The organism is Sulfitobacter sp. HNIBRBA3233 (assembly GCF_040149665.1).
Lineage (GTDB): Bacteria > Pseudomonadota > Alphaproteobacteria > Rhodobacterales > Rhodobacteraceae > Sulfitobacter > Sulfitobacter marinivivus.
In genome coordinates, this window is record NZ_JBEFLP010000002.1 from 134376 (window position 1) to 159259 (window position 24884).

A 24884-nucleotide genomic window follows, 5' to 3' on the forward strand; every position below is an offset into this window, starting at 1 on the left:
CCGAGGGGGACGCTTGCGATGTCAGTCAACACAACTCCGGTATCGGCCGGTCGCGCGCTTGACGCGCTGCGCGCGGGATATGCGGCGCAGGCGGCGGGGCAGCTTGTCACCTCGTGGATGTTGCACGGCCGTCCCGGCATCGGCAAAACCGAGATTGTTCAGCAGCTTGCGCAGGAAACCGGCAGCCGCCTGTTCGATCTGCGCCTGACCACGATCGAGGCACAGGATTTGCGCGGCCTTCCGTTCTACGACCACCAGACCGGGCGTACGGTGTGGTATCCGCCCGAGGATCTGCCGCAGGAAGACACGCCTGCCATCCTGTTTCTTGACGAGTTGACCGCTGCGGCCCCGACCCTGCAACCAACGGTTTACGGCCTTTTGCAAGAGCGGCGCATCGGTCAGAACCGCCTGCCGGACGCCACCTTTATCGTCGCGGCGGGCAATATGGTCGACGATGGCGCCGTGGCCTACGAGATGGGAACGGCATTGTCCGACCGGCTTGTTCACCTGAACCTGCGTGCCGAGGCGTCGGACTGGCTGAAGTCCTACGCGGTTCCGCAGGGGCTGCATCCGGCGATCACGGCATTCATCCGCACACGGCCCGAATTGCTCGATACCGGCGAAGAGGCATTGCGCCGGGGCCAGATGATCGCCTGCACGCCGCGGTCCTGGGCACGGGCAAGCGCGATCTTGCGCGCCACCGACGATCGGGCGCTGCGCGATGTCCTGCTGGCGGGCACATTGGGCGATGCTGCTGCGGCGGAGTTCATCCTCGTGGCCGATGACATCGCGGCGAGCGTTCAGGCACAGGCGATGCTGGAAGAAACCGAGGCCGCGCGGCTGGCGCTGTATCCGCGCAGCCTGCACGGGCTGACGGCGCTGGTCTATGCGCTGGTCACACTCGCGGATCGCGATACCATCGACGCAGCAATCGACGTGATGGCCGAAATCCGAACGCTCGCCAGTGCGCGCTCCGACCCCGAGTTCCAGCGCCTGCCGCTCGCCGAACTTACGACCTACGGTTTCGAACTGCTGATCGAAAAAGCACTGGCCGATGGGTTGCAGGAGGCGTTTCGCACCTCGCGCAGCTATGCCGATTACATGGCAGACCGGGACCGGGGGTGAGCGACGTCCACTCCGCCCGCGCGGCCCCTGCGCTACAGGCGCTGGCCGAATACGACCCTGCCATTGCCGCGCTGTCGCTGTGGTGCGTTCACCGCGACGGTCCGCGCACCGCCACCGCCGGAGACCGGATCACCTATGGGCCCGAATTCGAAGGCATGCCCGCGCATGAGCAACGCGGTCTGGCCGCCCACCATATCCTGCACGTGGCGCTGCGCCACTCGGCGCGGGCCGATGCGCTGGCCGCGCGGCTCGGGCCTGCATTCGATGACGCGCTCTTCAACCTCGCCGCCGATGCGCTGGTGAACGAGGCGGTTCTGGCGGGCGATCACGCCCTGCCGCGTCCGGCGGTGACCCTGACGGGCCTTCTGCGCGAGGTGCGGGGCGACGATCTGTCAGGCGTCGAAGCGCTGGGCGCGTGGGATGTGGAACGGCTCTATTTTGCGCTGGCCAGCAGCGGCAGTGAGGGGCAGGGGCAGAAACAGGAGGGGCGCGCGCAACACTACGCCCGGACGCAGGAATTCGCGCAGGATCTCGACCGGCAGTCCGGCAATCCGGATGCCGAAGGCGATGTACAGGACAGCGCGCGCTGGCGCCAGCACATCACGCGCGCGATGGATGCGGGCCGCGCGGCGGGGCGCGGTATCGGTCGGATAGGGCACAGGTTGGCCGATGTTCCGGCGCCCCGTGTGCCGTGGGAAGTGATCCTGCGCAGGCTGCTCTCGCAGGCGGTAATGCAGGCCCCGCGCGTGCATCCCGCGCGCCCCGCCCGCCGCTGGATCGCTGCAGCGGCGCAGGCGGACAGGGCGGGGACGCCGGTGCCGGGGTTCGAGCCGGGCAGGCGTCCGGTGACGGACGTGCCGCGCATCGCCATCGCGGTCGATGCCTCCAGCAGCGTGGACAACGCCCGCCTGTCGCTGTTCTGGGCCGAGGTCAGCGGGATCGCGCGGCGGATGCGCGCCGAAGTGCACCTGATGGTTTTCGACGATGCGATCCGTCACCGAGCGCGGCTTGATCCTGCCGCAAGCCAGATGCCTTTGCCCGACCTGCCGCGCGGCGGCGGCACCGCCTTTCCGCCCGTCATTGCCGAAGCGCGTGCGCTGGGGGCGGCGGCATTGGTGATCCTGACCGATCTCGAGGGCGATGCCGGCCCCGCGCCGCGCAATCTGCGCGTCATCTGGGCGGCAGACAGGCCGCAGGTCGCGGCACCCCCCTTCGGGCAGGTGATCGACCTGTCGGCCTAGACCGGTTCCGCCCCGGCGGCATCGCGCGCGGGTACCAGCCCGCCGATCCGCGTGCGCGCCACGTAGAGGGCGACGGCCAGCGACAGCAAGACACCGCTTCCCACGCCTGCGGCGATGCCAAGGCGCACGCCCGTCAACCCGCCGTCGAAGATGGCGGTGAAGAGCCAGATAAAGAAGGCGATCCCGATCCATTGCCGGTAGATGCCGATCCACATCGTCCAGCTTGCCTTCTTCAGGGCCTGCAAAAGCGAATTGATTGAGAACAGGACGACATAGAGCGGCAGGATCGCCGCCTCTACCTTCAGGAACAGGGCGGTGATGCGGATCACTTCGGGATCGTCGGAAAAGACAGAAGCCGCCGCCGCTCCGCCCCACCACAGCACCGGAAAGGCAAGTGCCGTCATCACGCCGCCCAGCATCCAGCAGCGGTGGAACGCCGCGCGCACCCGCGCGTGATAGCCGGCCCCGTAGTTTTGCGCGGCGATGGGCACCAGCGATATGGTGATCCCCAATGCGGGCAGCAGGAACAGCTGCTCTATCCGCATGGTAATGCCGAAGGATGCGATCGACGCCTCGCCGAAATCCTTGAGCGCGTATTGAACGATAAAGCCGCTGGAGAACGTGACGAGCAGCGCAAAACCCGCCGGAAAGGCCTGCGCCGCGATCTCGCGGAATCTCGCAAGCTGCGGGACGAATTCGCGGGCGCGCAGGTCTTTCATCACGTTGCGCCCGAACACCCGCGACAGGATGAACACCGCGACGCAGCTTTGGCTGATGACAGTGGCCAGCGCGATGCCGTTAAAGCCGATCCCGGGCACCACGCCGGGAATCCCGTACATCAAAAGCGGGTTCAGACCGACGTTGACGAAAAAGGCGACCACCAGCGCGCGTTGCAAGGACCGTGTGTCGCCGCGCGCCTGAAGGATGCCGTTCGACCCGTAGCCGATGATAAAGGCGGGCAGGGAAAAGATCAGAACCCCGAAATAGCGCTCTCCGGCGTCGCGGTAGGCACCGGGTTCGGACACCAGCGCGATCAGGGACGGACCTGCGAGGATCGCCACAAGGATCATCGCGACGGTGGCCAGCACGGCAAAGCTGAGCCCCTGCGCCGCGAGATGGCGCGCGTCGGCGGCATCCTTGCGGCCCTTGGCATTGCCGACAAGCGCGCTGAGCGATGACGATGTGCCGAACCCGATGGCCAGCAGGATGAAGAATGCCTGAAATCCCACGGACAGGCCCGCCTGCGCCTCGGTGCCGAACCAGCCTGCGTAGAAGGTATCGACCACATTGTAGAGCGTGGAAAACAGCATCCCGACCGCCGCGGGCAGCGCAAGGCGGCGGAAATGGCCGCTGAGCGGACCTTGGGTCAGATCTTCGTCGATCATCGCAGCCTCTTGAACAAGAAAGGGCGCCTTCGGTGAAAGGCGCCCTGCATGGGTGTTATGCCGAGAGCATCACAGACCCCATTTCAGGGCCACTTCCTCGAAGAAGCCTTGGGTCCGTTTCAGCTCGATCCAGCTGTTCACATAGTTGATCCAGACCTGATCGTCCTGGGGCAGCAGCATCGCGATCGGCGTGGGCGCGCGCGCCTCGGTTACCTCGATCTGGCGGACGTTGGGAAACTTCTGCAGCAGGGTCGACCCTTCGATGTTGGAGGTGATGAACACATCCGCGCGGCCCGACAGAACCTCCTGAAAGCCGCGCGCGGGCGCCTCTACGACGATGATCTCGGCATCGGGGAACCATTCGCGCACCATCGCCTCGAAGGACGTGCCCAGAGTGGTTGCGACTTTGGTCTCGGGTGTGTTGATGCTGTCCCAGCCGCTGTAGGCTTCGAGCTTGTCCTCGGTGGTGAAGGGGAACATCTCGACCGCTGTGTAGCTGCTGGAATAGCCTGCGGCCTTCAGCCGTGCGGGGCTGATAGAGGCGGAACCGGTCATGTGGTAGTTGCCCGCGACAACGCCGTTTACCAGCGTTTTCCAGTCGGTCGGCACCATCTCGAGTTCAACGCCCAGATCGCTGGCCAGTTCGGTCATGATGTCGATGTCGTAGCCCTGAAACGTATTGGTCGCGGGATCGCGCATCGTCATCGGGTTCCAGTCGCCGGTTGTGCCGACTTTCAGCACGCCATTGCTGAGAATATCGTTCAGCGCGGACTGCGCGACCGCCGGAGCCGCCGCAACGGATGCGGCAAAACCGACCGCAAGGCCGAGTTTTTTCAAGAATTTCATATGTTGTCCCCTGTGGAGTCGAATAATAGTCACTTGGTGTGACCTTGTTTTCACCCGCCAGAAGGTAATCCCGACTGGCCCTTGGGCAAGCTATGTCTATTGTAAGCACCTCACGGGGGAGGCGTCCATGTCCGATCAAGAGGCTGCGATCCAGATCGAGGGCGTCAACAAGTGGTTTGGCGACTACCACGCGCTGCGCGACATCGACCTGACGGTGGGGCACGGCGAACGCATCGTGGTCTGCGGGCCGTCGGGATCAGGGAAGTCCACGCTGATCCGCTGCGTCAACGCGCTCGAGCGGCACGACAAGGGCCGCATCACCGTGGACGGCAGAGAGCTGCGCGACGCGCGTTCGATCGACGCGATCCGGTCCGAAGTCGGGATGGTGTTCCAGCAGTTCAATCTGTTTCCGCATCTCACGATATTGCAGAACCTCACGCTGGGTCCGATGAAGGCACGCGGGCTGTCGCGATCGCAGGCCGAGGCACGGGCGATGAAATACCTCGAACGGGTGCGCATCCCCGAACAGGCCGACAAGAAACCCAGCGCCCTGTCAGGCGGCCAGCAGCAGCGTGTCGCCATTGCCCGCAGCCTGTGCATGGAGCCGAAGATCATGCTCTTCGACGAGCCGACCTCGGCGCTGGATCCTGAAATGATTGCCGAGGTGCTGGACGTGATCGTTGATCTTGCGAATTCAGGCATGACCATGATCGTGGTCACCCACGAGATGGGATTTGCCCGCCGTGCCGCCGACCGGATGGTTTTCATGGATCAGGGCGCCGTGGTCGAAACCGGCACGCCCGGGGATTTCTTCGAGCGGCCCAAGACCGAGCGCTGCCGCACCTTCCTGAACCAGATCCTGAGACATTGAGGATGCCGTTGAAAATCTCCACGCTGATTGCGCTGGGCGCTCTGGTTCTTCTCGCGGGCTGTTCGGGGGGAAACTGGGGCTGGTACGTGATCGACCCCACCACCCCCAAGGGCCTGTCCAACGTCCGCTTTCTGCTGAACGGGTTCGGCAACACGATCCTGTTGTCGGTCATCGCAGCCGTGCTGTCGATGGTCATCGGGTTGCTGGTGGCCCTGCCGGGGATGTCGGCGAACCGCTGGCTGCGCCTGCCCAGCCGCATCTATATCGAGTTCATCCGCGCGATCCCTCTTCTGCCGATGCTGTTCTGGGTGTTCTACGGGCTGCCTGTTGTGCTGAAATCAATGGGCTTTCAGGTGACAATCGATGCCTTCTGGGGCGCGATCATCACGCTGGCGATCTCCGACAGCGCCTTTACCGCCGAAATCTACCGCTCGGGCATCCAGTCCATCGCCAAGGGCCAGACCGAAGCCGCGAAAACCATCGGCCTGAACTATCGCCAGACCATGCGCTATGTCATCCTGCCGCAGGCGATCCGGCGCATTCTGCCGCCGCTGGCGAACCAGTTCATCTATATCGTCAAGGTGAGCGCCTTTGCCTCGGTCATCGGGATGCAGGAGCTGACACGCCGCGCCAACGAACTGGTGGTGACCGAATACCGCCCGCTTGAAATCTATACGCTGCTGATCCTCGAATACCTCGTGCTGGTGCTCGCGATCAGCTTTTTCGTGCGCTGGCTGGAACGCCGGATGGGCGCAGATGAAAGCCGCTGAGGAGACCGCGATGAAGTGGAAAGATTTTCTGGACGAAACCAACTCCCGCATGGGCAAGCTGCACCGCGAGGCACCGGGCATGTTCGAGGGCTTTGCCACCATGGGCCGCGCGGCAAAACGCGAGGGGGCGCTGGACGAAAAGACCAAAGAGCTGATCGCGCTTGGCATCGCGATCTCGACGCGCTGCGACAGCTGCATCGGCTTTCATGTCAAATCGCTGGTGCGCCTCGGCCTGACCCGTGAAGAGATGTGCGAGGCGCTCGAGATGATCGGCTACATGGGCGGCGGGCCATCCATCGCCTTCGGCGCCAAGGCGCTCGAGGCTTACGACGAATTCGCCGCCGGCTAGGCGGCGATGACGCTGCTGTCGGGCTGGCCGATGGCCTGTGCGATCAGGCTGCGCGCGTCCGGTAAAACCTCTTCGAGCTGCGGCAGATCGTTCACGCACAGGAATTTCACGCCCGACAGCGCGTCCGGCGTCAGCAGGGCGCGGACATCTTCGCCGCTGCCGCCGCGCCCCTGACCGCTGCGGATATGCAGATGGTCGGTCGCTGCGGCCTGTCGCGCGGCGTCTTCGGCAATCAGGATGTGGTTGTGCAGCGCCTGTGGCAGGAACTGGTCCAGATCGCGAAAACGGTGGCCGATATTGTCCAGAAACGCCTGCCTGTGTTGTGCGAAAAGCCGCGCCATCACCGACCGCCGCATCGGATGCACCACATGCGCGGGCGCAAAGATCCGGTCGGCGGGCTGGCCTGCCATGGCCCCTGCGTTGATCTGCATGAAGCCGTGGAAACACGCCGGATCGTCCCGCGCCGCGGGATCGGCCAGAAGACCGCTGAGATCCCTCCACCTGCCGCGCAGAACCGGCGCATCGCCGTCGAACATGTCCTCGGGCGTCAATGGCCCGGTAAGAAAGACGTCGTCGTTGAAATAGAGAAAGCGGTCGGCCAAACCGTCGATGCGCCACAACATCGTCTCTATCGCGAGGCTGTTGAAGGTCGGCAGCACATGTTCGAAACCGCCGAAGATCTCGTGGTGGTAGACCACCTCGAGCCGGTCGCGCACACTCGCGGGAAGGCGGGCCAGATCGGGTGTGGTATTGTCGACAACCAGCCAGATCGTGCGAACCCATGGCGCGTGCTGCACGATGGAGGACAGGCAATAATAGATTTCGTCGTTCGAGGTCCACCGGTGCGGATTGCTGGCGTTTTCAGACAGGGTGCCGAGGTGTTGCGCCATGTAGCATTCTCGCAAGGCGCGATGGGCGGGTGCATTTCCGTCCACCCATGTCACTACTGCATCTACCGGATTGTCCTGCCATGTATCGCGCAAGGATCGGTCTCCCCAAAAACCACATCGGGGTGAGATAGCACATCGGCGCTGAAAGGCACGTATTCATCGAAAGCGTTCTGTTTCTTGACGCTTGGGGCCGGACGCAGGATGCTGCGCTGGTTGCCTGAAGGGACTGCGAAATGACCGCCACATTGGACCCCGAAACCCTGTCGCGCTGGATCGGCAAGCGTGAAACGGCGCAGGACAGGATCGACGCAGGCCCCGCCCGCCGGATGGAATTGACACTGGACCGCGAGGCGCGGCTCGGTGACGGGGATGCGCTGCCACCGCTGTGGCACTGGCTCTATTTTCTGCAAACCGCGCGGATGAGCGCGCTTGGCCGTGACGGGCACCCCGCAAAGGGAGGCTTTCTGCCGCCCGTGGCGCTGCCCCGGCGCATGTGGGCAGGCGGGCGGTTCGGATTTTCGCAACCGCTTGTTCTGGGAACGGAGGCGACCAAGACCTCAACGATCAAGGATGTCGCGGTCAAGCAGGGACGCAGCGGTGCGCTGTGTTTCGTCACCGTCCGGCACGAGGTTGCGAGCAATGCGCAGAGCGCGTTCTGGGAGGAGCACGATATCGTCTACCGCGAAGACTCCGGACCGGATGCGCCGCCCGCTGCCCCCACGCCCGAGATCGGCGACGACTGGGAGACGGTCGAAACGGTGACACCGTCCGAGGTTCTGCTGTTTCGGTATTCAGCGCTGACCTTCAACGGCCATCGCATCCACTACGACCGCGACTATGCAACCGGTGTCGAAGGGCACGCCGGTCTGGTGGTGCATGGCCCGCTCATCGCCACGCTGCTTGTGGATCTTGCCCAAAGGGTGATGGGGCGCGCGCCCCTAGCGTTCGATTTCCGCGCGATGAGCCCGCTGTTCGACACCGCACCCTTCAACATTCACGCCCGCACCGAAGGGGATGAGGTAACCCTTGCCGCCGCTACCCCGCAAGGGCGTCTGGCGATGCAGGCAAAAGCGCGGTTCTGATCAACCGGCTTTCCAGCCATCCGGCGTTTTCATGCGGTGGTTGATGGTATTCGCGACACCCAGCGTCTGCTCCAGAAAGCAGCCTTTCTTCGCGGCGTTGATCAGCGCGACTACGGCCTCTTCCGCATCGGGCGAGGTGATATCGACATCAATCTCGAAACTCTTTGGCGCGGTTTCATAGATACGGCCCTTCGCGGTCCAGTCCCACGCCACGCGACAGTCCACCGACAGGTCGTCCAGCGTCACGTCCAGTCGTTTGGCGAACGCGCGGATCTGGGTCATGATGCAGCCCGTCAGCCCCGCCACGAACAACGCAAGCGGCGGAGGCGCACTGGCGTCGCCGCCGTGAAACGGGCCTTCGTCGGTGGCCAGCTCGAACGGCCCTTCGAGCATCGGTTCGCGCATGTGCACAACCAGATCGTTGCGCATCTTGCCCGTGGCATCACCGTGGCAGTCGAATACGACCTCTGCCTGCGGCGGCAGGCCCGCGTTGGGAGTGTCGCTCATGATTTCACGATCCTGTTTTTCAGTGTTCCGATCCGCTCGACCGTCAGTTCGATCACGTCGCCGTCTTCCAGAAACCGCCCCAGTTCCAGACCGCAGCCGGTGCCGACGGTGCCGGACCCGATGACTTCGCCGGGGTGGAGCGTTTCCGAGGCCGAGATATGCGCGATGATATCGGCAAAGCTGTGGTGCATGGCGCCCGAATTGCCGCCGCCCCAGACCTCGCCGTTCACCTTTGCCTCCATATCGAGCGCGACGGGGTGGGCGATTTCATCCGCCGTGACGATGAAGGGGCCCAGAATGTTGCCGGTATCGAAATCCTTGCCCTTGGCGGGGCCAAGCTGCCCGGGCATTTCGAGCATCTGCGCGTCCCGTGCGCTCATGTCGTTGAAGATCGTGTAGCCGAAGATGTGCTTCGGCGCGTCTTCGGCGCTGATGTCGCATCCGCCGGTGCCGATCACGATGGCGAGTTCCAGTTCGAAATCCATCTGCTTGCTATAGGCAGGCCAGCGCACGTCCTGTCCGTCCCCGATCACCGAAAACCGGTTGGCCTTGTAGTAGATCGGCTGTTTGTACCAGATATCCGGGATCGCGAATTCCTTGCCGGTCATCTGGGTCGCCCGCTCGAAAGAGTTGATGAGGTGTTCTTCGAACACCAGACAGTCCCGCATCTGCACAGGCCGGGGCAGGGGCGCGCGGAAACTGACGTCGGCGCTGGCGATCCGTGCAGGGTGGGGCGCGATCTCGACCAGTTCGCGGGCGCGTGCCAGGGCCTCTTCGCCGCCTTCGATCAGCGCTTGCATGGAAAAAAGCGCCTCTTCGGTGCCGCCCGCGGCGGCGGAGAGGTCCAGAAGGTGCCCCTCGCCCAGATCGGCGACAAGAATATCGGATGTGCCGTTATTTACCGTGGCCAGTCGCATGTCTCAGTCCTCCTCGATGATGGCGACGGCGCGCACGAAGCCCGCGCTTGCACCTTTGATTTTCCACGGAAAGCAGGACACTTCAAATCCGTGGTCGGGCAGGGTGTCGAGGTTCGACAGCTTTTCCATGTGGCAATAGCCGATCTCGATCGAGGCGCGGTGACCTTCCCAGATGATCGACGGATCGTGATCCTGCAGCCAGCGCTTGGCGGTCAGCGGAAAGGGCGCATCCCACGACCAGGCATCGGTGCCCGTCACCCGGACCCCGCGTTCAAGCATCCACAGCGTCGCATCGCGCCCGATGCCGCAGCCCTTTATCAGGTAGTCGTCCTGCCCGTAGCGTTCGCCGGCGGAGGTGTTCACCACCACGATGTCGAGCGGCCGCAGGTCGTGGCCGATGCGCTTCAGTTCGGCCTCGATATCGCCCGGGGTGACGATATAGCCGTCCTCCATATGTCTGAAGTCCAGTTTGACGGCGGGGTTCATGCACCATTCCAGCGGCACCTCGTCGATTTTCCATGCAGGCTCGCCGCCCTCGGTCAGGCGGCGGTTCATGGTCGAATGGTGGTGGTAGGGCGCATCCAGATGGGTGCCGTTGTGGGTGGCGATCTGTAACCGCTCGATGGCCCAGCCTTCCCCATCCGGCAGCTGTTCTTTTTCCAGTCCCGGAAAGAAGGCGGCCACCTGACCGGCGGTGACGGAGTGGTCCAGATACTCGATCTGGGGCAGCATCATCTCGGGGTCCGAGACGATATCGGCCTCGAGGGCGACGGAAATGTCGATGAAGCGACGGGGCATGGAAGTCTCCTAAAGCAGTGCGGTCACGAGGAAAGGGAAGGCGAGAACGAGCGCCAGAACGAACACCATCATCAGCGCGAAGGGCGCGGCCCCCCTGAAGATATCGCCAAGGGTGATGCTGTCGTCGTTCAGCGCGGATTTGATGACGAAGACCGAGATGCCGAAGGGCGGTGTCAGAAGCCCGATCTCGACCGCGATCACGGTGACGACGCCGAACCAGATCAGGTTCACGTCCATGCCTGACACCACCGGCAGCATCAGCGGGACGAGGATCAGCATGATCGATGAGCTGTCCAGGATCGTGCCCATGGCAATTACCAGCGCGACATAGGCGAGGATGATGCCCCAGTAGCCGATCTCGGCGGTGGCGACATAATCGCCGAAACCCGCAGGCAGCCCCGAAAGCGCCAGCATCCGACTGTACATCTGTGCCGCGATGATCAGAAAACAGATCGAGGCGGTCACCAGTCCCGTATCGGTCAGCACCTGCCAGAAATCGCGGGCCGAAAGCTGCCGGCGCGCAAGGCCGATCACGATGGCCCCAAGACAGCCGACCGCACCGGCCTCGATCGGGGTGAAGAGACCGCCGTAGATGCCGCCCAGAACCAGCGCGATCAGCGCGACAATGGGCACTCCCTTGACCATCAGCTCGCGTGCCGTCAGCGGGTCGATGTCATCGGGCGGGGTAATATTCTCGCCCACGAAGCGCGGAAAGAAACGCGCCATCAGCAGCACGCCTCCGCCAAAGATCATCGCCAGCAGGATGCCCGGAATGATCCCGGCGATGAACAGATCCCCCACCGATTGTTCCGTCAGAAGACCGTAGAGGATCAGCAGCAGGCTGGGCGGGATCAGCATGCCCAGCACCGAACTGCCCGCCACCACCCCGACGGAGAATTGCTTGGTATAGCCGTGGCGCACCATTTCCGGCACCGCGATGCGTGTGAAGACTGCCGCCGAGGCGATGGAGATGCCGGTGATCGCGGCAAAGATGGCATTTGCGCCGACCGTGCCGACACCCAGCCCTCCGCGCAGTTTGCGGAACAGATGGTTTGCCACATCGAAGGCGTCGCGCCCCATCCCCGTGACCGACACCACATATCCCATCAGCACGAACAGCGGCACCACCCCGAAGAAATAGCTGCTGATCGTCTCGGACGCCGCCAGCGCCAGCAATTTGCCCGCCAGCACCGGAGAGCCCTTGATGATCCAAACGCCGACGTAGGAACACAGCATCAGCGCGAAGGGCACCCACAGTCCGGCGTAGACAAGGATGACCATCGCACCCAGTGACAGAAGGCCGACATCAAAGCTTTCCATCGGGGGCCTTTCGGGGTGCTACTGTTTCGCAGATCGCAACAATTGCGGAGATCACCAGCTGTACGATCAGAGCGGTGCTGCCGATCAGGATGATGAGCTTTACCGGCCATATCGGTGCGGTGAAGCTGCCGATGGTCCCTTCGAAAGTGCCCCGCGTCCATGCCTTTGCAAACAGGGGGGCGGACGCGCGCAAAAGCTCGACCATGATGAAAATCGCGGCTGCGCAGAACAGCGCCTCCACCGCGCTGCGCGCCCGGGCGAACCGTCGCGCCAGTGCGCCGAGCAGAGCGTCGGACCGCGTCAGGCGCCCCATGCGGAACGCCTGTGCCACCTGAAGGAAAACGATTGCCACGATGGACATCGACACCATCATCGGCACGCCCGCGATCGGGCTGGAAAAAGCCGCCCGCCCGATCACGTCGGCATTCACCAAAAGCATCACCGCGACGATCATCAACGTCCCGATGACATTCAGCGCCAGCGTCAACGCGTCGATCCCCTGCCGCAGCCGCGACAGGAGACCGGATGTGTCGGATGCGCCGGACAAGCCCTATTCCTTGTCCCAGTCGCGCACGGGCGTGGCCCCTGCGGCGCGCATCGTATCCATGTAGCTCGTCAGAACCGCCGTCCCGTCCAGACCGGCGCTGTTCAACGTCTCGACAAAGGCGAGGGCGACGTTATCCATGCCGTCCGCCCATTCTTTGCGAAAATCCGCACTGACCTCGGTAATTGTTGCCCCCTGCGATTCCATCATTTCAAGGAACTTCGACACGGAGGCGTCCAGATCCTGATGATAGGCAATGCGCGATGCTTTCGCCCCGTCGATGAGGGCCTGTTGCACCACGGGATCCAGCCCCTCGTACCAGTCAAGGTTCGCGGCCAGCCCGCCCGCGTATTGCGCGCCGAAACCGACGCGGGTGATATAGGGGGCCACTTCGTGAAGCTTGCCGGGCAGAGCCGCCGAGGCAAAGACGATCACGCCATCGTACACCCCTGTCTTGATCTCGTTGTAGTAGGTGGTCAGGTTGCCGGACACGCCGACCGCCCCGGTTCCTTTCAGCCAGTTCACCGCAGGCCCCGGCGCACCGATCTTGCGCCCTTCGAGGTCCGAAATGTTTTCGACGGGAAAATTCGTCATCAGAAGGTAGTCGTCAATGCCGATGGCGGCGCCAAGGTACTTCAGATTGTTCTCTTCCCAGCGCGCCTGCATGATGTCGTTGGTGGATTGCAGATCGTCCATCCACTGGCCCACCAATGTCGCGTCGGACGATACGAAAGGCGTGAAATAGGTAATGTTCTGCGGCCCCATCTTGGCCGGATCGAAGAGCGATGACACAAGGCCGATCTCGGCCAGCCCTTCTTCGACAGCCTCAAGCTCGTCGCCGACCTTGGCCAGCGATCCGCCGTATTGTTCGGACCACTCGATGGTGTAGTCGGTGCCCTCCAGCGCTGCATTGACCGCCGGTATGAAGGTTTCGGCGGTGTGTTTCACCCAGCGGAAAACCGGCGGGTGACCGGCCACCACGGTTGCCGAAATCTCCTCGGCGCTGGCGGGTGTCGCTGTCGTGCCTGCGGCAAGGGCAAGCCCCGCCGCGATGATGAAATGTCTCATGTATCTTCCTCCCAAAAGATGGTTTTCAGTCTTCCTTATGTGCCAGTGCGCGGATGCCGCCGCAGACGTAGGTGATGATTTCCGCCAGCATGTCCTCGATCTGGCTGTCGTCGCATTGCCCGTCCGACAGGCGGGTGGAGCGTCCGGTCTGCGCCATCATCATCATCCCCACCCCGATCGAGAACATATACGCCCAGACCGCGTCCTTGCGGCCCAGTTGCGGCTCGATCCTCTCCAGTGCGGCGATGAAACGCCGTGCGATGGGATCGTAATAGCGTTCGGTATAGGCGCGATCGCGCGGGTCGGTCGAATTGGCGATGGAGACAAGGATCCGCGAGAACCCGCCGCCCTGCATCGCGATGTCCTGCCCTTTCTCGATGGTGGGCCGGAACAGCGCCTCTACCAGAGGCTCAAGCTGCGGGTCCGCAAAGGCCAGCACCTTGTCGAGCATCCGACCCCGCGCATCGTTGATCGCCACGGCCTGACGCGCGGCCATCGCTTCGAACAGCTTTTCCTTGGTTTCGAAGTGGTAGTGGATCAGGGCCTGCGCCACCTCCGCGCGGCGCGCAATTTCACGCAGGCTGGCCCCCTTGAAGCCTTCGTTGGCGAAAACGATCTCTGCCGCGTTCAGGATCGCGGCATAGCGGCTGTCTTCGACACCGTCCTCTCGCGGGCGTTTTTCTGCGGCTCCCACAGCATCCTCCGTGGCTGACTGATCGCTCAGTCAGGAGACATTGAGACTGCCCTCGCGTCAATAAAATTGACCGCCGCAGCGCGGCAAGCGGTCAAGGGTTTGAGAAGGATGGAAAATTAAGGGACGTCACCGCGCAGCATCCGGCGCAGTGGTGCGAATCGGATCAGATCCAGCGCCGGGTTCTGGCGATGTAGGCGTCGGCCTCCCGCCCGAAGGTGTCGCGCAAAAGCGCCTCTTCGGGCGCGGCGAACCGACGGTCGAGAATCCACCACAGCACTCCGGTGGCCACGAGGCCGATGATGGATCCATGCCCAGCCGCCGAGGCAAGCGTCAGCATGATGAGCGCCAGATAAATGGGATTGCGCGAAACCCTGTAGGGGCCTTCGACGATCAGCGTTTTCGGGCGATGGTGCGGCTCGATCGGGGTGCGCTTGCGAAAGAACCAGATCGCCGACCATGCCACCAGCACGAGTGCGGCGGCAAAAAGGAGCCACGACAGGGCATCGAGCAGCGGATGGTCGACGTGCAGGCCCGGCAGCGCGTAGCGGCCCGCATAGATCACCGCGATGCTGCCCAGCCACCAGAGCGGCGGCAGATCGGGAAAGCCTTTCATGTTGCGTCCTTTCGGGTTGCGTGCCGCGACGCTACGCAGCACCGCGCACCCTGTCCACCGTCCTGAAATCCGCTATCTTCGGCGGATGTTGATTGTCACACATGACACCCTGCGCAACCCAGCGATCCTGAAGGTGCGCCAACTGCCCCGGAAATTCTTCGGGCGGGTGACGGTCTGGCCGCGCGACAGCGTGGGCTTCTGGCGGTTCCTGCGGCTGATTGCCGAATTCCAGGCGCTGCGCTATGCGCTCACCCTCGCACCGCTGATCCTGATCGGGCTGAGCTGGAATGCGATGGCCCTGCCGATGGCGCAGGCTCCGATCCTGATGGTCGCAATGATCTGGTTCGTGGAAATGCGCCTGCTGCGGGTTCCGAAATCGCGACGGGGCCGGTTGATCGACGCGGCGGCGGCGGACCGCGCGCTCGATCTGCTGCGGGTTCAGGCGCGCGCTGCACTGACCCGCATCGCCGCGGGGCGCGGCATGAAACACGGAGAGCTGCATCTGGTGGTCGAACAGTCCGAGCTTTGGCGGCTTGCCCCCCTGACCTATGTCAGCGTCCAGTCAGAGACCGGACCGGAGGTTTTGCGCCTGACAGCGCCCGAACGTGACATTCTGCGCCAGACCCTGTTCCAGACGCCGCTGACCGAGAAGCTGTTGCAGCGGGTGAACCAGTCACAGGGGATATTCCTGCGCGACATTACCTTCGACGCGCGCGGTGTTTCCGCCCACGCGCGGCTTGCCGCCGCACTTGCCAGCTGACCCGGCGATGGCGCGGCCAGATGCGCCGTTCAGATCGCCCGCATCTCGGTCTCGACAGCGTGAAACAGGCTTTGTGCCATCGACCGCGGGCCGATCAGCCGCAGGTGTTCGGGACTGAGGCAGATGACGAAGCATCCGATGTGATGGATGCTGGTGCGCTGGGCGCTGACCGGACCGGTAGCGGGCTGCGCCGGCAGATCGCGCAGATACCGCCTGTCCAGCCTGCAACACAGCTCCATCACCGCGACGACGTGCGGCCCCTTGAGGTCGATAGCAGTCCAGCCGTCGGTCTGTTCGGTAACCGATCCGGTCGCGCCCACGGCGTCTTTCACCGTCGCAGCAAGGTCCTCTCCCGCGCTATAGGGTGTCGCGACGATCCACTGCGCCGCACCGGTCCAGAAGGCCGCGCGGGTGTCGTCGCCCGTATATTGCGCGACCGCAGGCGCATCAGTGCCAAGCCAGCCTGCGAGTTTTGCCTCACAGGCGTCCTCGCGCCCGCGCCGCGCGGCGACAGAGGCGAATGCCAGATCGGGGACCTCGACCAGACGCATGTCGCGGTGGCTGGTGCTGCGGGGGGTGTCGCCGCCAAGGGCGTTGAGGGGGATCAGGTCAGCCACGCATACGCTCCCCTTGCGGATCGATGAAATGCGGCGAGGTCACTTCGACCTCCACCGTTGACCGTGTCAGGGGCGAAACGAGGCGCATCCGCTCGCCCGTTCGCGCGTCACCGTTTTTGACAAAGCACAGGCCGATCATGCTTTGAAGCGTCGGTGAGAAACACGCAGAGGTGACGTAGCCCTGATCGTGGGCCGCGTCGATCGGACCGTCCGCCGCCATCAGATGCCCGCCCGCGGTGATCTTGTCGCCCGGGCGCAGCGGTTTGATCCCCATCAGGCGCAGGTCGGCTTCCGTGTTCAGGCCCTCGCGCCGCGACAGGGCGGCACCGATGCTGTCCTTCTTGTCCGACACCATCCGGCCCAGCCCGAGGTTGCGCGCGGTCGTCGTGCCGTTCAGTTCGTTGCCCGCCGCGTGGCCTTTTTCGATCCGCATCACGCCCAGGGCTTCCGTGCCGTAGGGGGTCACGTCGAATTCGGCTCCTTCCTCCATCAGCCTGCGCATCAGCGCGTCACCGTAGCGGGCGGGAACCGCGATTTCGAAGGCGAGCTCCCCCGAAAAGGAAATCCGGAAGAGCCGCGCGCGCAGCCCGCCGCAGACCGTGATGGCGCCACAGGCCATGAAGGGGAAAGCCGTGTCCGAAATGTCGTGCGCAGGATCGACGATCTTTTGCAGAAGGCGGCGTGCATTCGGCCCCGCCACGGCATATTGCGCCCATGCGTCGGTGGTCGAGACTAGCTGCACGTCCATGTCGGGGCGCAGGCACTGGCGGACGAACTCCATATGCTGAAACACGCGGCCCGCGTTGGCCGTGGTGGTGGTGACCACGAAGTGATCCTCGGCCAGCCGTGCGGCGGTGCCATCGTCCAGAACGATCCCGTCCTCGCGCAGCATCAGCCCGTAGCGCACACGCCCCACTGGCAGCTTCGCGAAACCGTTGCAGTAGACGAAATTCAGGAACGCCGCAGCATCCGCCCCCTGCACGTCGATCTTGCCCAGTGTCGTGCAATCGCAGACCCCGACGGACGCGCGGGTCTGGCGGACCTCGCGGTCTACACTTTCGCGCCAGTGGGTCTCGCCCGCTTGGGGGAACCACTGGGCGCGCAGCCACTGGCCGGTTTCCACGAATACCGCACCGCGTTCCTTGGCCCAGTGATGCGAGGGTGTCAGGCGCAGGGGTTTGAAATCGGACCCGCGCGCGCGTCCGGCAAGCGCACCGATGGCGGTGGGGGTGTAGGGGGGGCGATACATCGTCGTGCCGATTTCCGGGATCGACTTGCCCGCGATCCCGGCCATGATCGCCAGCCCGGTGATGTTGGACGTCTTGCCCTGATCGGTCGCCATCCCCAGCGTGGTATAGCGTTTCAGATGTTCGACCGCGCGAAAGCCTTCCTGATGGCTCAGCCTGATGTCCTTGACCGTGACGTCGTTTTGCTGGTCCACCCATGCGCGGCTGGCCCCCTCGACGAACCAGAACGGCGTCTGTTCGATTGCGGCGTCCTCGGCAACGGGGACGTCCACTGGCGCGATATCGAGCATTCGGGCCGCCGCTCGGGTGCCCGACAGCAGCGCGGCATGTGTGGAAAACGCCCCTGCAGCAGCCCCTGCAACCTGCATCCCCGCCGGCAGATCGGGGCCGGGAACGAAAGCATGTATCGCCTCGTCCCAGACCGGACGGCCCCGCTGGTGGCATGTCAGCTGGACGTTGGGGTTCCACCCGCCTGCCACGCCAAGCGCACCGCATTCGATGGTGCGCAGGCTGCCATCGGCAAGGCGCACCTCGACGAAAGTCAGGCCCAGCCTGCCGGAGGTGTTCACCACCTGCGCCCCGCGCAGAACCTGGTAGTCTTTCGACAGCGGCGCTTCAGGGCGCGTGTCGATCACGGCGGCGACATGCACCCCCAGACGGTCGAGATCGGCGGCGGTGCGGTGGCCGTCGGCATTGTTGGTAAAGACCGCGACACGCCGTGCGGGCGTCACCGCATAGCGGTTGGCGTATGTGCGCAGCGCCGAGGCGAGCATGATCCCCGGCCTGTCGTTGTTGTCAAAAGCGATGGACCGTTCGGTCGCCCCTGCACAGAGCAATGTCTGACGGGCGTAGATATGCCAGAAAATCTGGCGCGGTTTGCCTTCGGGTGGGGTGCGCAGATGGTCTGACACCCGCTCGACCGCGCCGGTGATCCCGTGGTCGAATGCGCCGATGACTGTGGTGCGCGTCATCAGCCGCACGTTTGCCATGGTGTCGAGCTCGGCCAGCGTCTCGCGGACCCATTCGGTGCCCGACATGGCATCGAGCGTGTCGAACTCGGCGTTGAGCCGTCCGCCGGGCCGGAAATCCTCGTCTGCAAGGATCACCTGACGGCCGCTGCGTCCGGCTGTGAGCGCGGCCATCAGCCCTGCCGGTCCGGCCCCGACGATCAGAAGGTCGCAATGACGGTATCCCTTGGCGTAGCTGTCGGGATCGGGTTTGCGCGACAGCGACCCGAGGCCCGCCGCGCGCCGGATCACCGGCTCGTAGAGCTTTTCCCAGAAGGACGCGGGCCACATGAATGTCTTGTAATAGAACCCCGCCGTCAGGAAATCCGAGGCGGCATCGTTGACCGCCATCGCATCGAAGGCGAGGCTGGGCCAGCGGTTCTGCGAGCGCGCGACCAGCCCGTCGTAGAGTTCGGCGGTGGTGGCGCGGGTGTTGGGCTCTTGCCGCGCGCCGCCGCGCAATTCGACCAGCGCGTTCGGCTCTTCGGACCCTGCGGTCAGCGGCCCGCGCGGGCGGTGGTATTTGAACGAGCGCCCCATCAGGCGTACCCCGTTGGCCAGCAGCGCCGAGGCGAGCGTATCGCCGGGGTGGCCGGTATAGTGGCGCCCGTCGAACATGAATTTTACCGTCCGGTCGCGGTCGATCAGCCCGCCGGTCAGGCGCAGGTTCCGCGTCATGGGGTCCGCTCCGCGCGGGCCGCGTCGCGGGCGAGTTCCACGCCCTCGATCTCGTGCGTGAGCGTGTTGCGCGTCACCACCAGATACGACCGGTCACCGCCCTCGTGAAACCAAAGCTCGCGGTGTGTCCCTGCGGGGTTGGCCCGCAGGTAGGCGTAGGCGTGCCAGTCCGCAGCGCTGGCCGTTGCGGGATCGGGGCGGCGCATCAGCGAGGCGTCTCCGATATAGGTGAACTCGGCGCTGTCACGCGGGCCGAGAAGAGGGTGATCGATAATCATCTGTCGGTGCCTCGGGCGGGCTGCGGGATTGAGTTTATTGGCAAAATGGAGAAGCGCCGGTGCATCAGTGCAGATTGGGCTGATTGCCCATCCCTTTTTCGTCGATCATATGGCCAGTTGCGAACCGGTCGAGCCGGTAGGCGGTCGCGGTGTCATGCGGCGCGTCGCGGGCCAGCAGATGCGCGAAGGCGTAGCCGGAGGCCGGCGTGGCCTTGAACCCGCCGTAGCACCAGCCACCGTTGAAATAGAGCCCCTCCACCGGGGTGCGGTCGATGATCGGCGAGCCGTCCATCGACATGTCCATGATCCCGCCCCACATGCGCAGCAGGCGCGCGCGCCCGATCATCGGCATCAGGGCCATTCCGCCCTCGCAGACATCTTCGACCACGGGCAGGTTGCCGCGCTGGGCGTAGGAGTTATAGCCGTCGATGTCACCGCCGAAAACCAGCCCTCCCTTGTCGGACTGGCTGACGTAGAAATGCCCGGCACCGAAGGTGATGACCCCCGGGATCACCGGCTTGAGACCTTCGGAAACGAAGGCCTGGAGAACGTGGCTTTCGATGGGCAGGCGCAGCCCGGCCATGTCCATGATGCGCGAGGAGGAGCCGGCGACGGCGCTTCCGACCTTTTTCGCGCCGATGAAGCCGCGCGTCGTCTCGACCCCGAGGCAACGGCCATCTTCGATGCGCAGGCCCGTGACCTCGCAGTTCTGGATGATGTCGACGTCGCGGCTGTCGGCGGCGCGGGCGTAGCCCCAGGCCACCGCGTCGTGGCGCACCGTCCCGCCGCGCCGCTGCATCAGCGCGCCCTTGATCGGGAAGCGGGCATTGTCGAAATCGAGAAACGGCGCCTCGCGGCGGACCTGTGCGGCATCGAGTAGTTCCGCGTCCGCCCCGTTGAGGATCATCGCATTGCCACGCCGGGTGTAGGCATCGCGCTGGGCGTCGGAATGGATCAGGTTCATCACCCCGCGCTGGCTGACCATGGCGTTGTAGTTCAGATCCTGTTCCAGACCTTCCCAGAGTTTGAGGGAGAATTCGTAGAACGGCTCATTGCCGTCGAGCAGGTAGTTGGACCGGATGATCGTCGTGTTCCGACCCACGTTGCCGCCGCCGATCCAGCCTTTTTCCAGCACCGCAACGCGCCGTTCGCCGAAAACCGAAGCGAGGTAATGGGCCGTGGCAAGACCGTGCCCGCCGCCGCCGATGATGACGATGTCATAGGCCGCCTGCGGTTCTGGATCGCGCCATGCGGGCGTCCATCCCTTGTGGCCTGTCAGGGCTTCCTTGATGACCCTCAGGCCGGAGTAGCGCATGGAATCGGACCTCTCTTTCGGTGCAAGGTTTGGCAAGTTGCGGCGAATGTTCCAGCCATGCCGGATATTTTTCCCGCCCGCTTCCGACATCCTGCGCAAGAATTAGGCGCAGCGGCGGGACCGTGACCGCGATCCCCTGCCGGTTCAGGCTAGGCGGCGCAGGGGTTGCTTGGCAAGGGTCATGCAGAAATATGCGGCAGCGCAGAAAAATCCGGTGGCCGGAGCACAAAGAACCTTGACGCGGGGGGCGGATTTCGCGCATGTTTCCGATACGAAACAACACGCGGGAGGGGGCAGACGAGGCACCTTGCCGCGCAACATCAGCAAGGATCGATCGGGAGAGAGCGGAGACATCCGCCGCCGAAGGAGCAACCGCCCCGGTAAACTCTCAGGCACCCTGGACCGGCGATCCTCTAACACTCCGAAGAGTGGCGGCATCTGCCGCCCGCCGCAGGAGCAAGCCCGGACTTTCCGGGTGAATCTCTCAGGCCAGTGACGGAGGGGGCGTGATTTGGGAGAGGAACCCAATGCCCTCGATCGCCATCATTGGCGCCGGTGTGACCGGCGTGACGACTGCTTACGAACTTCACCGCCTCGGCTTTGATGTGACGGTCCATGACCGCCAGCGCTATGCCGCGATGGAAACCAGCTTTGCGAACGGGGGTCAGCTTTCGGCCTCCAACGCCGAAGTCTGGAATCAGGCCAGCACCGTTCTGAAGGGGCTGAAATGGATGTGGCGCCGCGATGCGCCGCTTCTGGTCAGCCTGAAACCGAGCTGGCACAAGGCCAGCTGGATGGCGGAATTTGTCCGCGCGATTCCGCAATACCGCGAGAACACGATCCGCACCACGCGCATGGCGATTGCCGCGCGCGACGGGCTGCGCGAGATGGCGCAGACTGCGGGGGTGGAATTCGACCTGCTGCCCGCGGGGATCCTGCATTTCTACGGAAACGAACACGATATGGACCACGCGCGGGAGGTCACGCGTCTGCTGGCCGAGGGCGGGCTTGAACGGCGCGAGCTTACACCCGACGAGGTGCGCGCCCGTTGTCCCGAGCTGAACGGTGATCTTGTCGGTGGCTTCTGGACAGAAAGCGACATGACCGGCGATATCCACAAATTCACGAAGGGCGTTGCCGGTTGGCTGAAATCGCGCGGCGTGCGTTTCGAGATGGGCCGCGGCGTCGAAAAGCTGGTGCGCAAGGACAGTGGCGGCGTCGACGTGGACGGCACCCACTACGATGCGGTCGTGCTGTGCGCGGGCGTCGCCTCGCGCGGGTTCGCGGCGCAGCTGGGCGAGCGGCTGAATGTCTATCCGGTCAAAGGCTATTCGATCACCGTGAACCTGCGCGACGAAGGCTCGCGCGCGGCGGCCCCCACTGTATCCTTGCTGGACGATGCGGCGAAAATCGTGACCTCGCGGTTGGGGCCGGACAGGTTCCGCATTGCCGGCACCGCCGAGTTCAACGGCGAGAACCGCGATATCCGCGACGACCGCATCCGGCCGTTGGTGAAATGGTGTGAACGCTATTTCCCCGGTGTGGACACCGACAGTGTCGTGCCATGGGCCGGTCTGCGTCCGATGATGCCCAACATGATGCCGCGTGTGGGCGCGGGTGCGGGGCAGGGCGTGTTCTTCAACACCGGTCACGGGCATCTGGGCTGGACCCTGTCTGCCGCGACGGCGCGTATCCTTGCGTCCGAAGTGTCCGCTCAGATGGCACCGGAAATCCACCGCGCCGCCTGACCGGTCAGATCGCGGCGGAATGCGCCTGTCCGGTGGCGGCAAAGCTGTCCACGTGATGAGCGATGATTCGCACCAGCGGGTGCGCGTCCTCCTCAAGGTGCAGACCGCCGGGGCCGATGCGGAAGAGCCCCGGAAAGGTCGCCAGCAGACCGCGCACGATGTCGCGCAGAACTGCCGCTTGCGCCGGAAACGCGGCGGCCAGTGCGCGTTCGTCCAATGCGAAACGGCACATCAGGTCGTCTATGATCGCCGCGACGAGACTGTCCTGCGGGCGCATCCGGTATCCCTTGTGGCCGGCAAGCCCGCCTGCCGCGATCCGCGCCTGATAGGCTGATGTCGCGGCGGCGTTCTGGACGTAGCCTTCGCCGAATCGCGAGATGGCAGAGGCCCCGAGCCCGACCAGCGTTGGCGCGGTATCGTCGGTATAGCCCTGAAAATTGCGGCGCAGACGCCCGTCGCGCGCCGCCCGGGCAAGGCTGTCGTCGGGGCGGGCGAAATGGTCGATCCCGATCATGTCGTATCCATCGCCGGTAAAGAACGCGCGGGCCTGTTCGGACAGTGCAAACCGCGTCTGCGCGTCAGGCAGGTCTTTGTCCTTGATCATCACCTGCCGCTTCGACATCCACGGCACATGGGCGTAGCCGTAGATCGCAAGGCGGTCCGGCGACATCTGCCGCACCAGACCGAGGGTGTCACCGAAGCTGCGCGCTGTTTGCAGTGGCAGCCCGTAGAGCAGATCCAGATTGAGACTTTCCAGTCCCCGCGCGCGCAGATGGTCTACCACGGCGCGGGTCTGGGCAAAGCTTTGCGGTCTGCCGATGGCGCGCTGCACTTCGGGGGCGAAATCCTGCACGCCGATGCTGGCGCGGTTCATCCCGTAGTCGGTCAGCGTATCGAGCAGGGGGGCGGACGCCTCTGTCGGGTCGATCTCGACCGAGAATTCGAAATCTTCCGGGCGGTCGAACGCCGCGAACATCGCGTCGAGCAGGCTTTCCATCAGCGGTGCGGTCAGGATCGTCGGGGTGCCGCCGCCCAGATGCAGCCGCGCCATCCGCAGGTCAGCGGGCAACTGGTCGCGCACGCGGTGCAGCTCATCGATCAGGGTGGCGACATAGGCCTCGACCGGGCGCATTGTCTGCGTGCCCTGTGTCCGGCAGGCGCAGAACCAGCACAGCCTTTTGCAGAAGGGGATATGCACATAGACCGAAATGTCCGATCCCTGCGGCACGGCGTCAAGCCAGTGCGCCTGATACCGGGGGCCGATCCCCTCCCTGAAATGGTTCGCCGGGGGATAGCTGGTATAGCGGGGTACCTTGGCGTCAAAGAGGCCGTGGTCGCGAAGTGTGTCGATCTTGTCCATGGGATCGGTTATAAGACTTGCGTAGCCAATGACTTTGACCCAGATCAACCCATGCCTCCTCCGTCCCTGAACGCTGTCAGATGCAGCGAATGCCCGATTCGTCACCGTGCCGTTTGTGCGCGGTGCGACGAGGATGAACTCGCGTTGCTGGAAAGCATGAAGTCCTACCGCAGCTTTGCGGCGGGAGAGCCGATCCTGTGGCGGGGCGAGCCGCTGGAGTTCGTGGCCTCACTGGTCTCGGGTGTTGCGTCGCTGTCCAAGACGCTCGAGGACGGGCGCACGCAAATGGTCGGCCTGCTGCTGCCGTCGGATTTCATCGGACGGCCCGGACGGGCGCGGATCGACTTCGACGTGACGGCGACAACGGATGTGACATTGTGCTGCTTCCGCCGCGCCCCGTTCGAGCGGCTGGTTGAGGATACCCCGCATGTTGCACAGCGCCTGATGGAACTGGCGCTGGACGAACTGGACGTGGCGCGCGACTGGATGCTGCTCCTGGGTCGCAAGACCGCCCGCGAAAAGATCGCGACATTCGTGCTGATGCTGGTGCGGCGCAGCCAGATCGACGGCCAGATGCCCACCCGGATCGCCCTGCCGATGACGCGCGACCAGATTGCCAATTTCCTCGGACTGACGCTCGAAACAGTCAGCCGGCAGTTGAACGCATTGAAGAAGGAAGGCGTCATCAGCTTTACCGACCGGCGGTATTTCGGCATCGAGGATCTGGCGTCCCTGCACGATGCGACAGGCGATGACGCCGACGGTGGTGTGCTCGTCTGAGCGTCGTCGCGCGAAAACGTCCTTTTTGATCCATGTCAAAGAATCGCGGTTCCTGACCCCATAGGAAGATCCCG

The 24884-nt window shown here is 64.2% G+C and carries 25 protein-coding genes, 1 pseudogene and 1 riboswitch; of the genes and pseudogenes, 9 read left to right on the forward strand and 17 right to left on the reverse strand.

Annotated elements, in window-relative coordinates; genetic code table 11:
- The first annotated feature begins 18 nt into the window (after window positions 1-18).
- Window positions 19-1125, forward strand: coding sequence for an AAA family ATPase (locus tag ABMC89_RS13890; RefSeq protein WP_349568911.1), 1107 nt, complete (start codon window positions 19-21; stop codon window positions 1123-1125).
- A complete protein-coding gene (locus ABMC89_RS13895; RefSeq protein ID WP_349568913.1) occupies window positions 1122-2366 on the forward strand; it encodes a vWA domain-containing protein in 1245 nt (414 codons plus the stop codon). Before ABMC89_RS13890 ends, ABMC89_RS13895 begins: the two co-directional genes overlap by 4 nt.
- On the opposite strand, the gene ABMC89_RS13900 is transcribed toward ABMC89_RS13895, so the two are convergent.
- Together ABMC89_RS13900 and ABMC89_RS13905 are read right to left on the reverse strand one after the other, a co-directional pair.
- Window positions 2363-3751: an MATE family efflux transporter gene (locus ABMC89_RS13900; RefSeq protein ID WP_349568915.1), complete on the reverse strand. Its 1389-nt coding sequence runs from the start codon at window positions 3749-3751 to the stop codon at window positions 2363-2365. The two genes, ABMC89_RS13895 and ABMC89_RS13900, sit on opposite strands and share 4 nt — an antisense overlap.
- Window positions 3752-3820: 69 nt before the next feature.
- Window positions 3821-4597 carry a transporter substrate-binding domain-containing protein gene (locus ABMC89_RS13905; RefSeq protein ID WP_349568917.1) on the reverse strand — a complete coding sequence of 259 codons (777 nt, stop codon included), beginning with the start codon at window positions 4595-4597 and terminating at the stop codon, window positions 3821-3823.
- Window positions 4598-4724: 127 nt separating this feature from the next.
- On the opposite strand from ABMC89_RS13905, the gene ABMC89_RS13910 reads away from it, so the two are divergent.
- The 3 genes from ABMC89_RS13910 to ABMC89_RS13920 are packed head-to-tail and all read left to right on the forward strand — an operon-like array spanning window position 4725 to window position 6587.
- Window positions 4725-5468: an amino acid ABC transporter ATP-binding protein gene (locus tag ABMC89_RS13910; protein WP_349568919.1), complete on the forward strand. Its 744-nt coding sequence runs from the start codon at window positions 4725-4727 to the stop codon at window positions 5466-5468.
- A gap of 2 nt (window positions 5469-5470) precedes the next feature.
- On the forward strand, window positions 5471-6238 hold the full coding sequence (locus ABMC89_RS13915; RefSeq protein ID WP_349568921.1) for an amino acid ABC transporter permease: 768 nt from the start codon (window positions 5471-5473) through the stop codon (window positions 6236-6238).
- A gap of 10 nt (window positions 6239-6248) precedes the next feature.
- Entirely contained in the window at window positions 6249-6587 is a 339-nt protein-coding gene (locus ABMC89_RS13920; protein ID WP_349568923.1) for a carboxymuconolactone decarboxylase family protein, read from the forward strand.
- Here the strand turns inward: ABMC89_RS13920 and ABMC89_RS13925 are convergent.
- Both ABMC89_RS13925 and ABMC89_RS19090 read right to left on the reverse strand, forming a co-directional pair.
- Window positions 6584-7477: a stealth family protein gene (locus ABMC89_RS13925; protein ID WP_349568925.1), complete on the reverse strand. Its 894-nt coding sequence runs from the start codon at window positions 7475-7477 to the stop codon at window positions 6584-6586. The genes ABMC89_RS13920 and ABMC89_RS13925 overlap by 4 nt on opposite strands.
- Window positions 7478-7570: pseudogene (locus ABMC89_RS19090) on the reverse strand (Stealth CR1 domain-containing protein); the annotation flags it as partial.
- 140 nt (window positions 7571-7710) lie between these two features.
- On the opposite strand from ABMC89_RS19090, the gene ABMC89_RS13930 reads away from it, so the two are divergent.
- Entirely contained in the window at window positions 7711-8559 is an 849-nt protein-coding gene (locus tag ABMC89_RS13930; RefSeq protein ID WP_349568927.1) for an HTD2 family dehydratase, read from the forward strand.
- Here the strand turns inward: ABMC89_RS13930 and ABMC89_RS13935 are convergent, their stop codons facing one another.
- The 8 genes from ABMC89_RS13935 to ABMC89_RS13970 form a co-directional block, all read right to left on the reverse strand.
- Window positions 8560-9066: an OsmC-related (seleno)protein gene (locus ABMC89_RS13935; protein WP_349568929.1), complete on the reverse strand. Its 507-nt coding sequence runs from the start codon at window positions 9064-9066 to the stop codon at window positions 8560-8562.
- Entirely contained in the window at window positions 9063-9983 is a 921-nt protein-coding gene (locus tag ABMC89_RS13940; protein ID WP_349568930.1) for a fumarylacetoacetate hydrolase family protein, read from the reverse strand. The genes ABMC89_RS13935 and ABMC89_RS13940 overlap by 4 nt, the downstream gene beginning before the upstream one ends.
- Before the next feature lie 3 nt (window positions 9984-9986).
- On the reverse strand, window positions 9987-10781 hold the full coding sequence (locus tag ABMC89_RS13945; RefSeq protein WP_349568932.1) for a cyclase family protein: 795 nt from the start codon (window positions 10779-10781) through the stop codon (window positions 9987-9989).
- 9 nt (window positions 10782-10790) lie between these two features.
- Window positions 10791-12101 carry a TRAP transporter large permease gene (locus ABMC89_RS13950; RefSeq protein WP_349568934.1) on the reverse strand — a complete coding sequence of 437 codons (1311 nt, stop codon included), beginning with the start codon at window positions 12099-12101 and terminating at the stop codon, window positions 10791-10793.
- Complete coding sequence (locus tag ABMC89_RS13955; RefSeq protein ID WP_349568936.1) at window positions 12088-12648, reverse strand: TRAP transporter small permease subunit; 561 nt, start codon at window positions 12646-12648, stop codon at window positions 12088-12090. The genes ABMC89_RS13950 and ABMC89_RS13955 overlap by 14 nt, the downstream gene beginning before the upstream one ends.
- A 3-nt stretch (window positions 12649-12651) precedes the next feature.
- Window positions 12652-13713 carry a C4-dicarboxylate TRAP transporter substrate-binding protein gene (locus tag ABMC89_RS13960; protein ID WP_349568938.1) on the reverse strand — a complete coding sequence of 354 codons (1062 nt, stop codon included), beginning with the start codon at window positions 13711-13713 and terminating at the stop codon, window positions 12652-12654.
- A 25-nt stretch (window positions 13714-13738) separates the two neighbouring features.
- Window positions 13739-14407: a TetR/AcrR family transcriptional regulator gene (locus ABMC89_RS13965; RefSeq protein WP_349568940.1), complete on the reverse strand. Its 669-nt coding sequence runs from the start codon at window positions 14405-14407 to the stop codon at window positions 13739-13741.
- Window positions 14408-14570: 163 nt separating this feature from the next.
- On the reverse strand, window positions 14571-15020 hold the full coding sequence (locus ABMC89_RS13970) for a methyltransferase family protein (RefSeq protein WP_349568942.1): 450 nt from the start codon (window positions 15018-15020) through the stop codon (window positions 14571-14573).
- An 85-nt stretch (window positions 15021-15105) separates the two neighbouring features.
- Here ABMC89_RS13970 and ABMC89_RS13975 point away from each other — a divergent pair, with 85 nt between their 5' ends.
- Window positions 15106-15780 (forward strand): hypothetical protein, encoded by a 675-nt coding sequence (locus ABMC89_RS13975; RefSeq protein ID WP_349568944.1) that lies wholly within the window; start codon window positions 15106-15108, stop codon window positions 15778-15780.
- A 29-nt stretch (window positions 15781-15809) separates the two neighbouring features.
- Here ABMC89_RS13975 and ABMC89_RS13980 read toward each other — a convergent pair whose 3' ends face one another.
- The 4 genes from ABMC89_RS13980 to ABMC89_RS13995 all read right to left on the reverse strand — a co-directional run bounded on the left by ABMC89_RS13980 (window position 15810) and on the right by ABMC89_RS13995 (window position 20922).
- Window positions 15810-16397, reverse strand: coding sequence for a sarcosine oxidase subunit gamma (locus ABMC89_RS13980; RefSeq protein ID WP_349568946.1), 588 nt, complete (start codon window positions 16395-16397; stop codon window positions 15810-15812).
- Window positions 16390-19329 carry a sarcosine oxidase subunit alpha family protein gene (locus ABMC89_RS13985; protein ID WP_349568948.1) on the reverse strand — a complete coding sequence of 980 codons (2940 nt, stop codon included), beginning with the start codon at window positions 19327-19329 and terminating at the stop codon, window positions 16390-16392. The genes ABMC89_RS13980 and ABMC89_RS13985 overlap by 8 nt, the downstream gene beginning before the upstream one ends.
- Complete coding sequence (locus tag ABMC89_RS13990) at window positions 19326-19607, reverse strand: sarcosine oxidase subunit delta (protein WP_349568950.1); 282 nt, start codon at window positions 19605-19607, stop codon at window positions 19326-19328. The genes ABMC89_RS13985 and ABMC89_RS13990 overlap by 4 nt, the downstream gene beginning before the upstream one ends.
- A 64-nt stretch (window positions 19608-19671) precedes the next feature.
- Window positions 19672-20922: a sarcosine oxidase subunit beta family protein gene (locus ABMC89_RS13995; RefSeq protein WP_349568952.1), complete on the reverse strand. Its 1251-nt coding sequence runs from the start codon at window positions 20920-20922 to the stop codon at window positions 19672-19674.
- A gap of 325 nt (window positions 20923-21247) precedes the next feature.
- Window positions 21248-21336, forward strand: a riboswitch (glycine riboswitch).
- Window positions 21337-21449: 113 nt separating this feature from the next.
- Here ABMC89_RS13995 and ABMC89_RS14000 point away from each other — a divergent pair.
- The gene (locus ABMC89_RS14000) at window positions 21450-22670 is read left to right on the forward strand and encodes a D-amino acid dehydrogenase (protein WP_349568954.1); all 1221 of its coding nucleotides are present in this window, start codon (window positions 21450-21452) and stop codon (window positions 22668-22670) included.
- Window positions 22671-22674: 4 nt separating this feature from the next.
- Here the strand turns inward: ABMC89_RS14000 and hemN are convergent, their stop codons facing one another.
- Window positions 22675-24030 (reverse strand): oxygen-independent coproporphyrinogen III oxidase, encoded by a 1356-nt coding sequence (hemN, locus tag ABMC89_RS14005; RefSeq protein WP_349568956.1) that lies wholly within the window; start codon window positions 24028-24030, stop codon window positions 22675-22677.
- 51 nt (window positions 24031-24081) lie between these two features.
- On the opposite strand from hemN, the gene fnrL reads away from it, so the two are divergent.
- On the forward strand, window positions 24082-24810 hold the full coding sequence (gene fnrL, locus ABMC89_RS14010; RefSeq protein ID WP_349568958.1) for a transcriptional regulator FnrL: 729 nt from the start codon (window positions 24082-24084) through the stop codon (window positions 24808-24810).
- Window positions 24811-24884 lie beyond the last annotated feature (74 nt).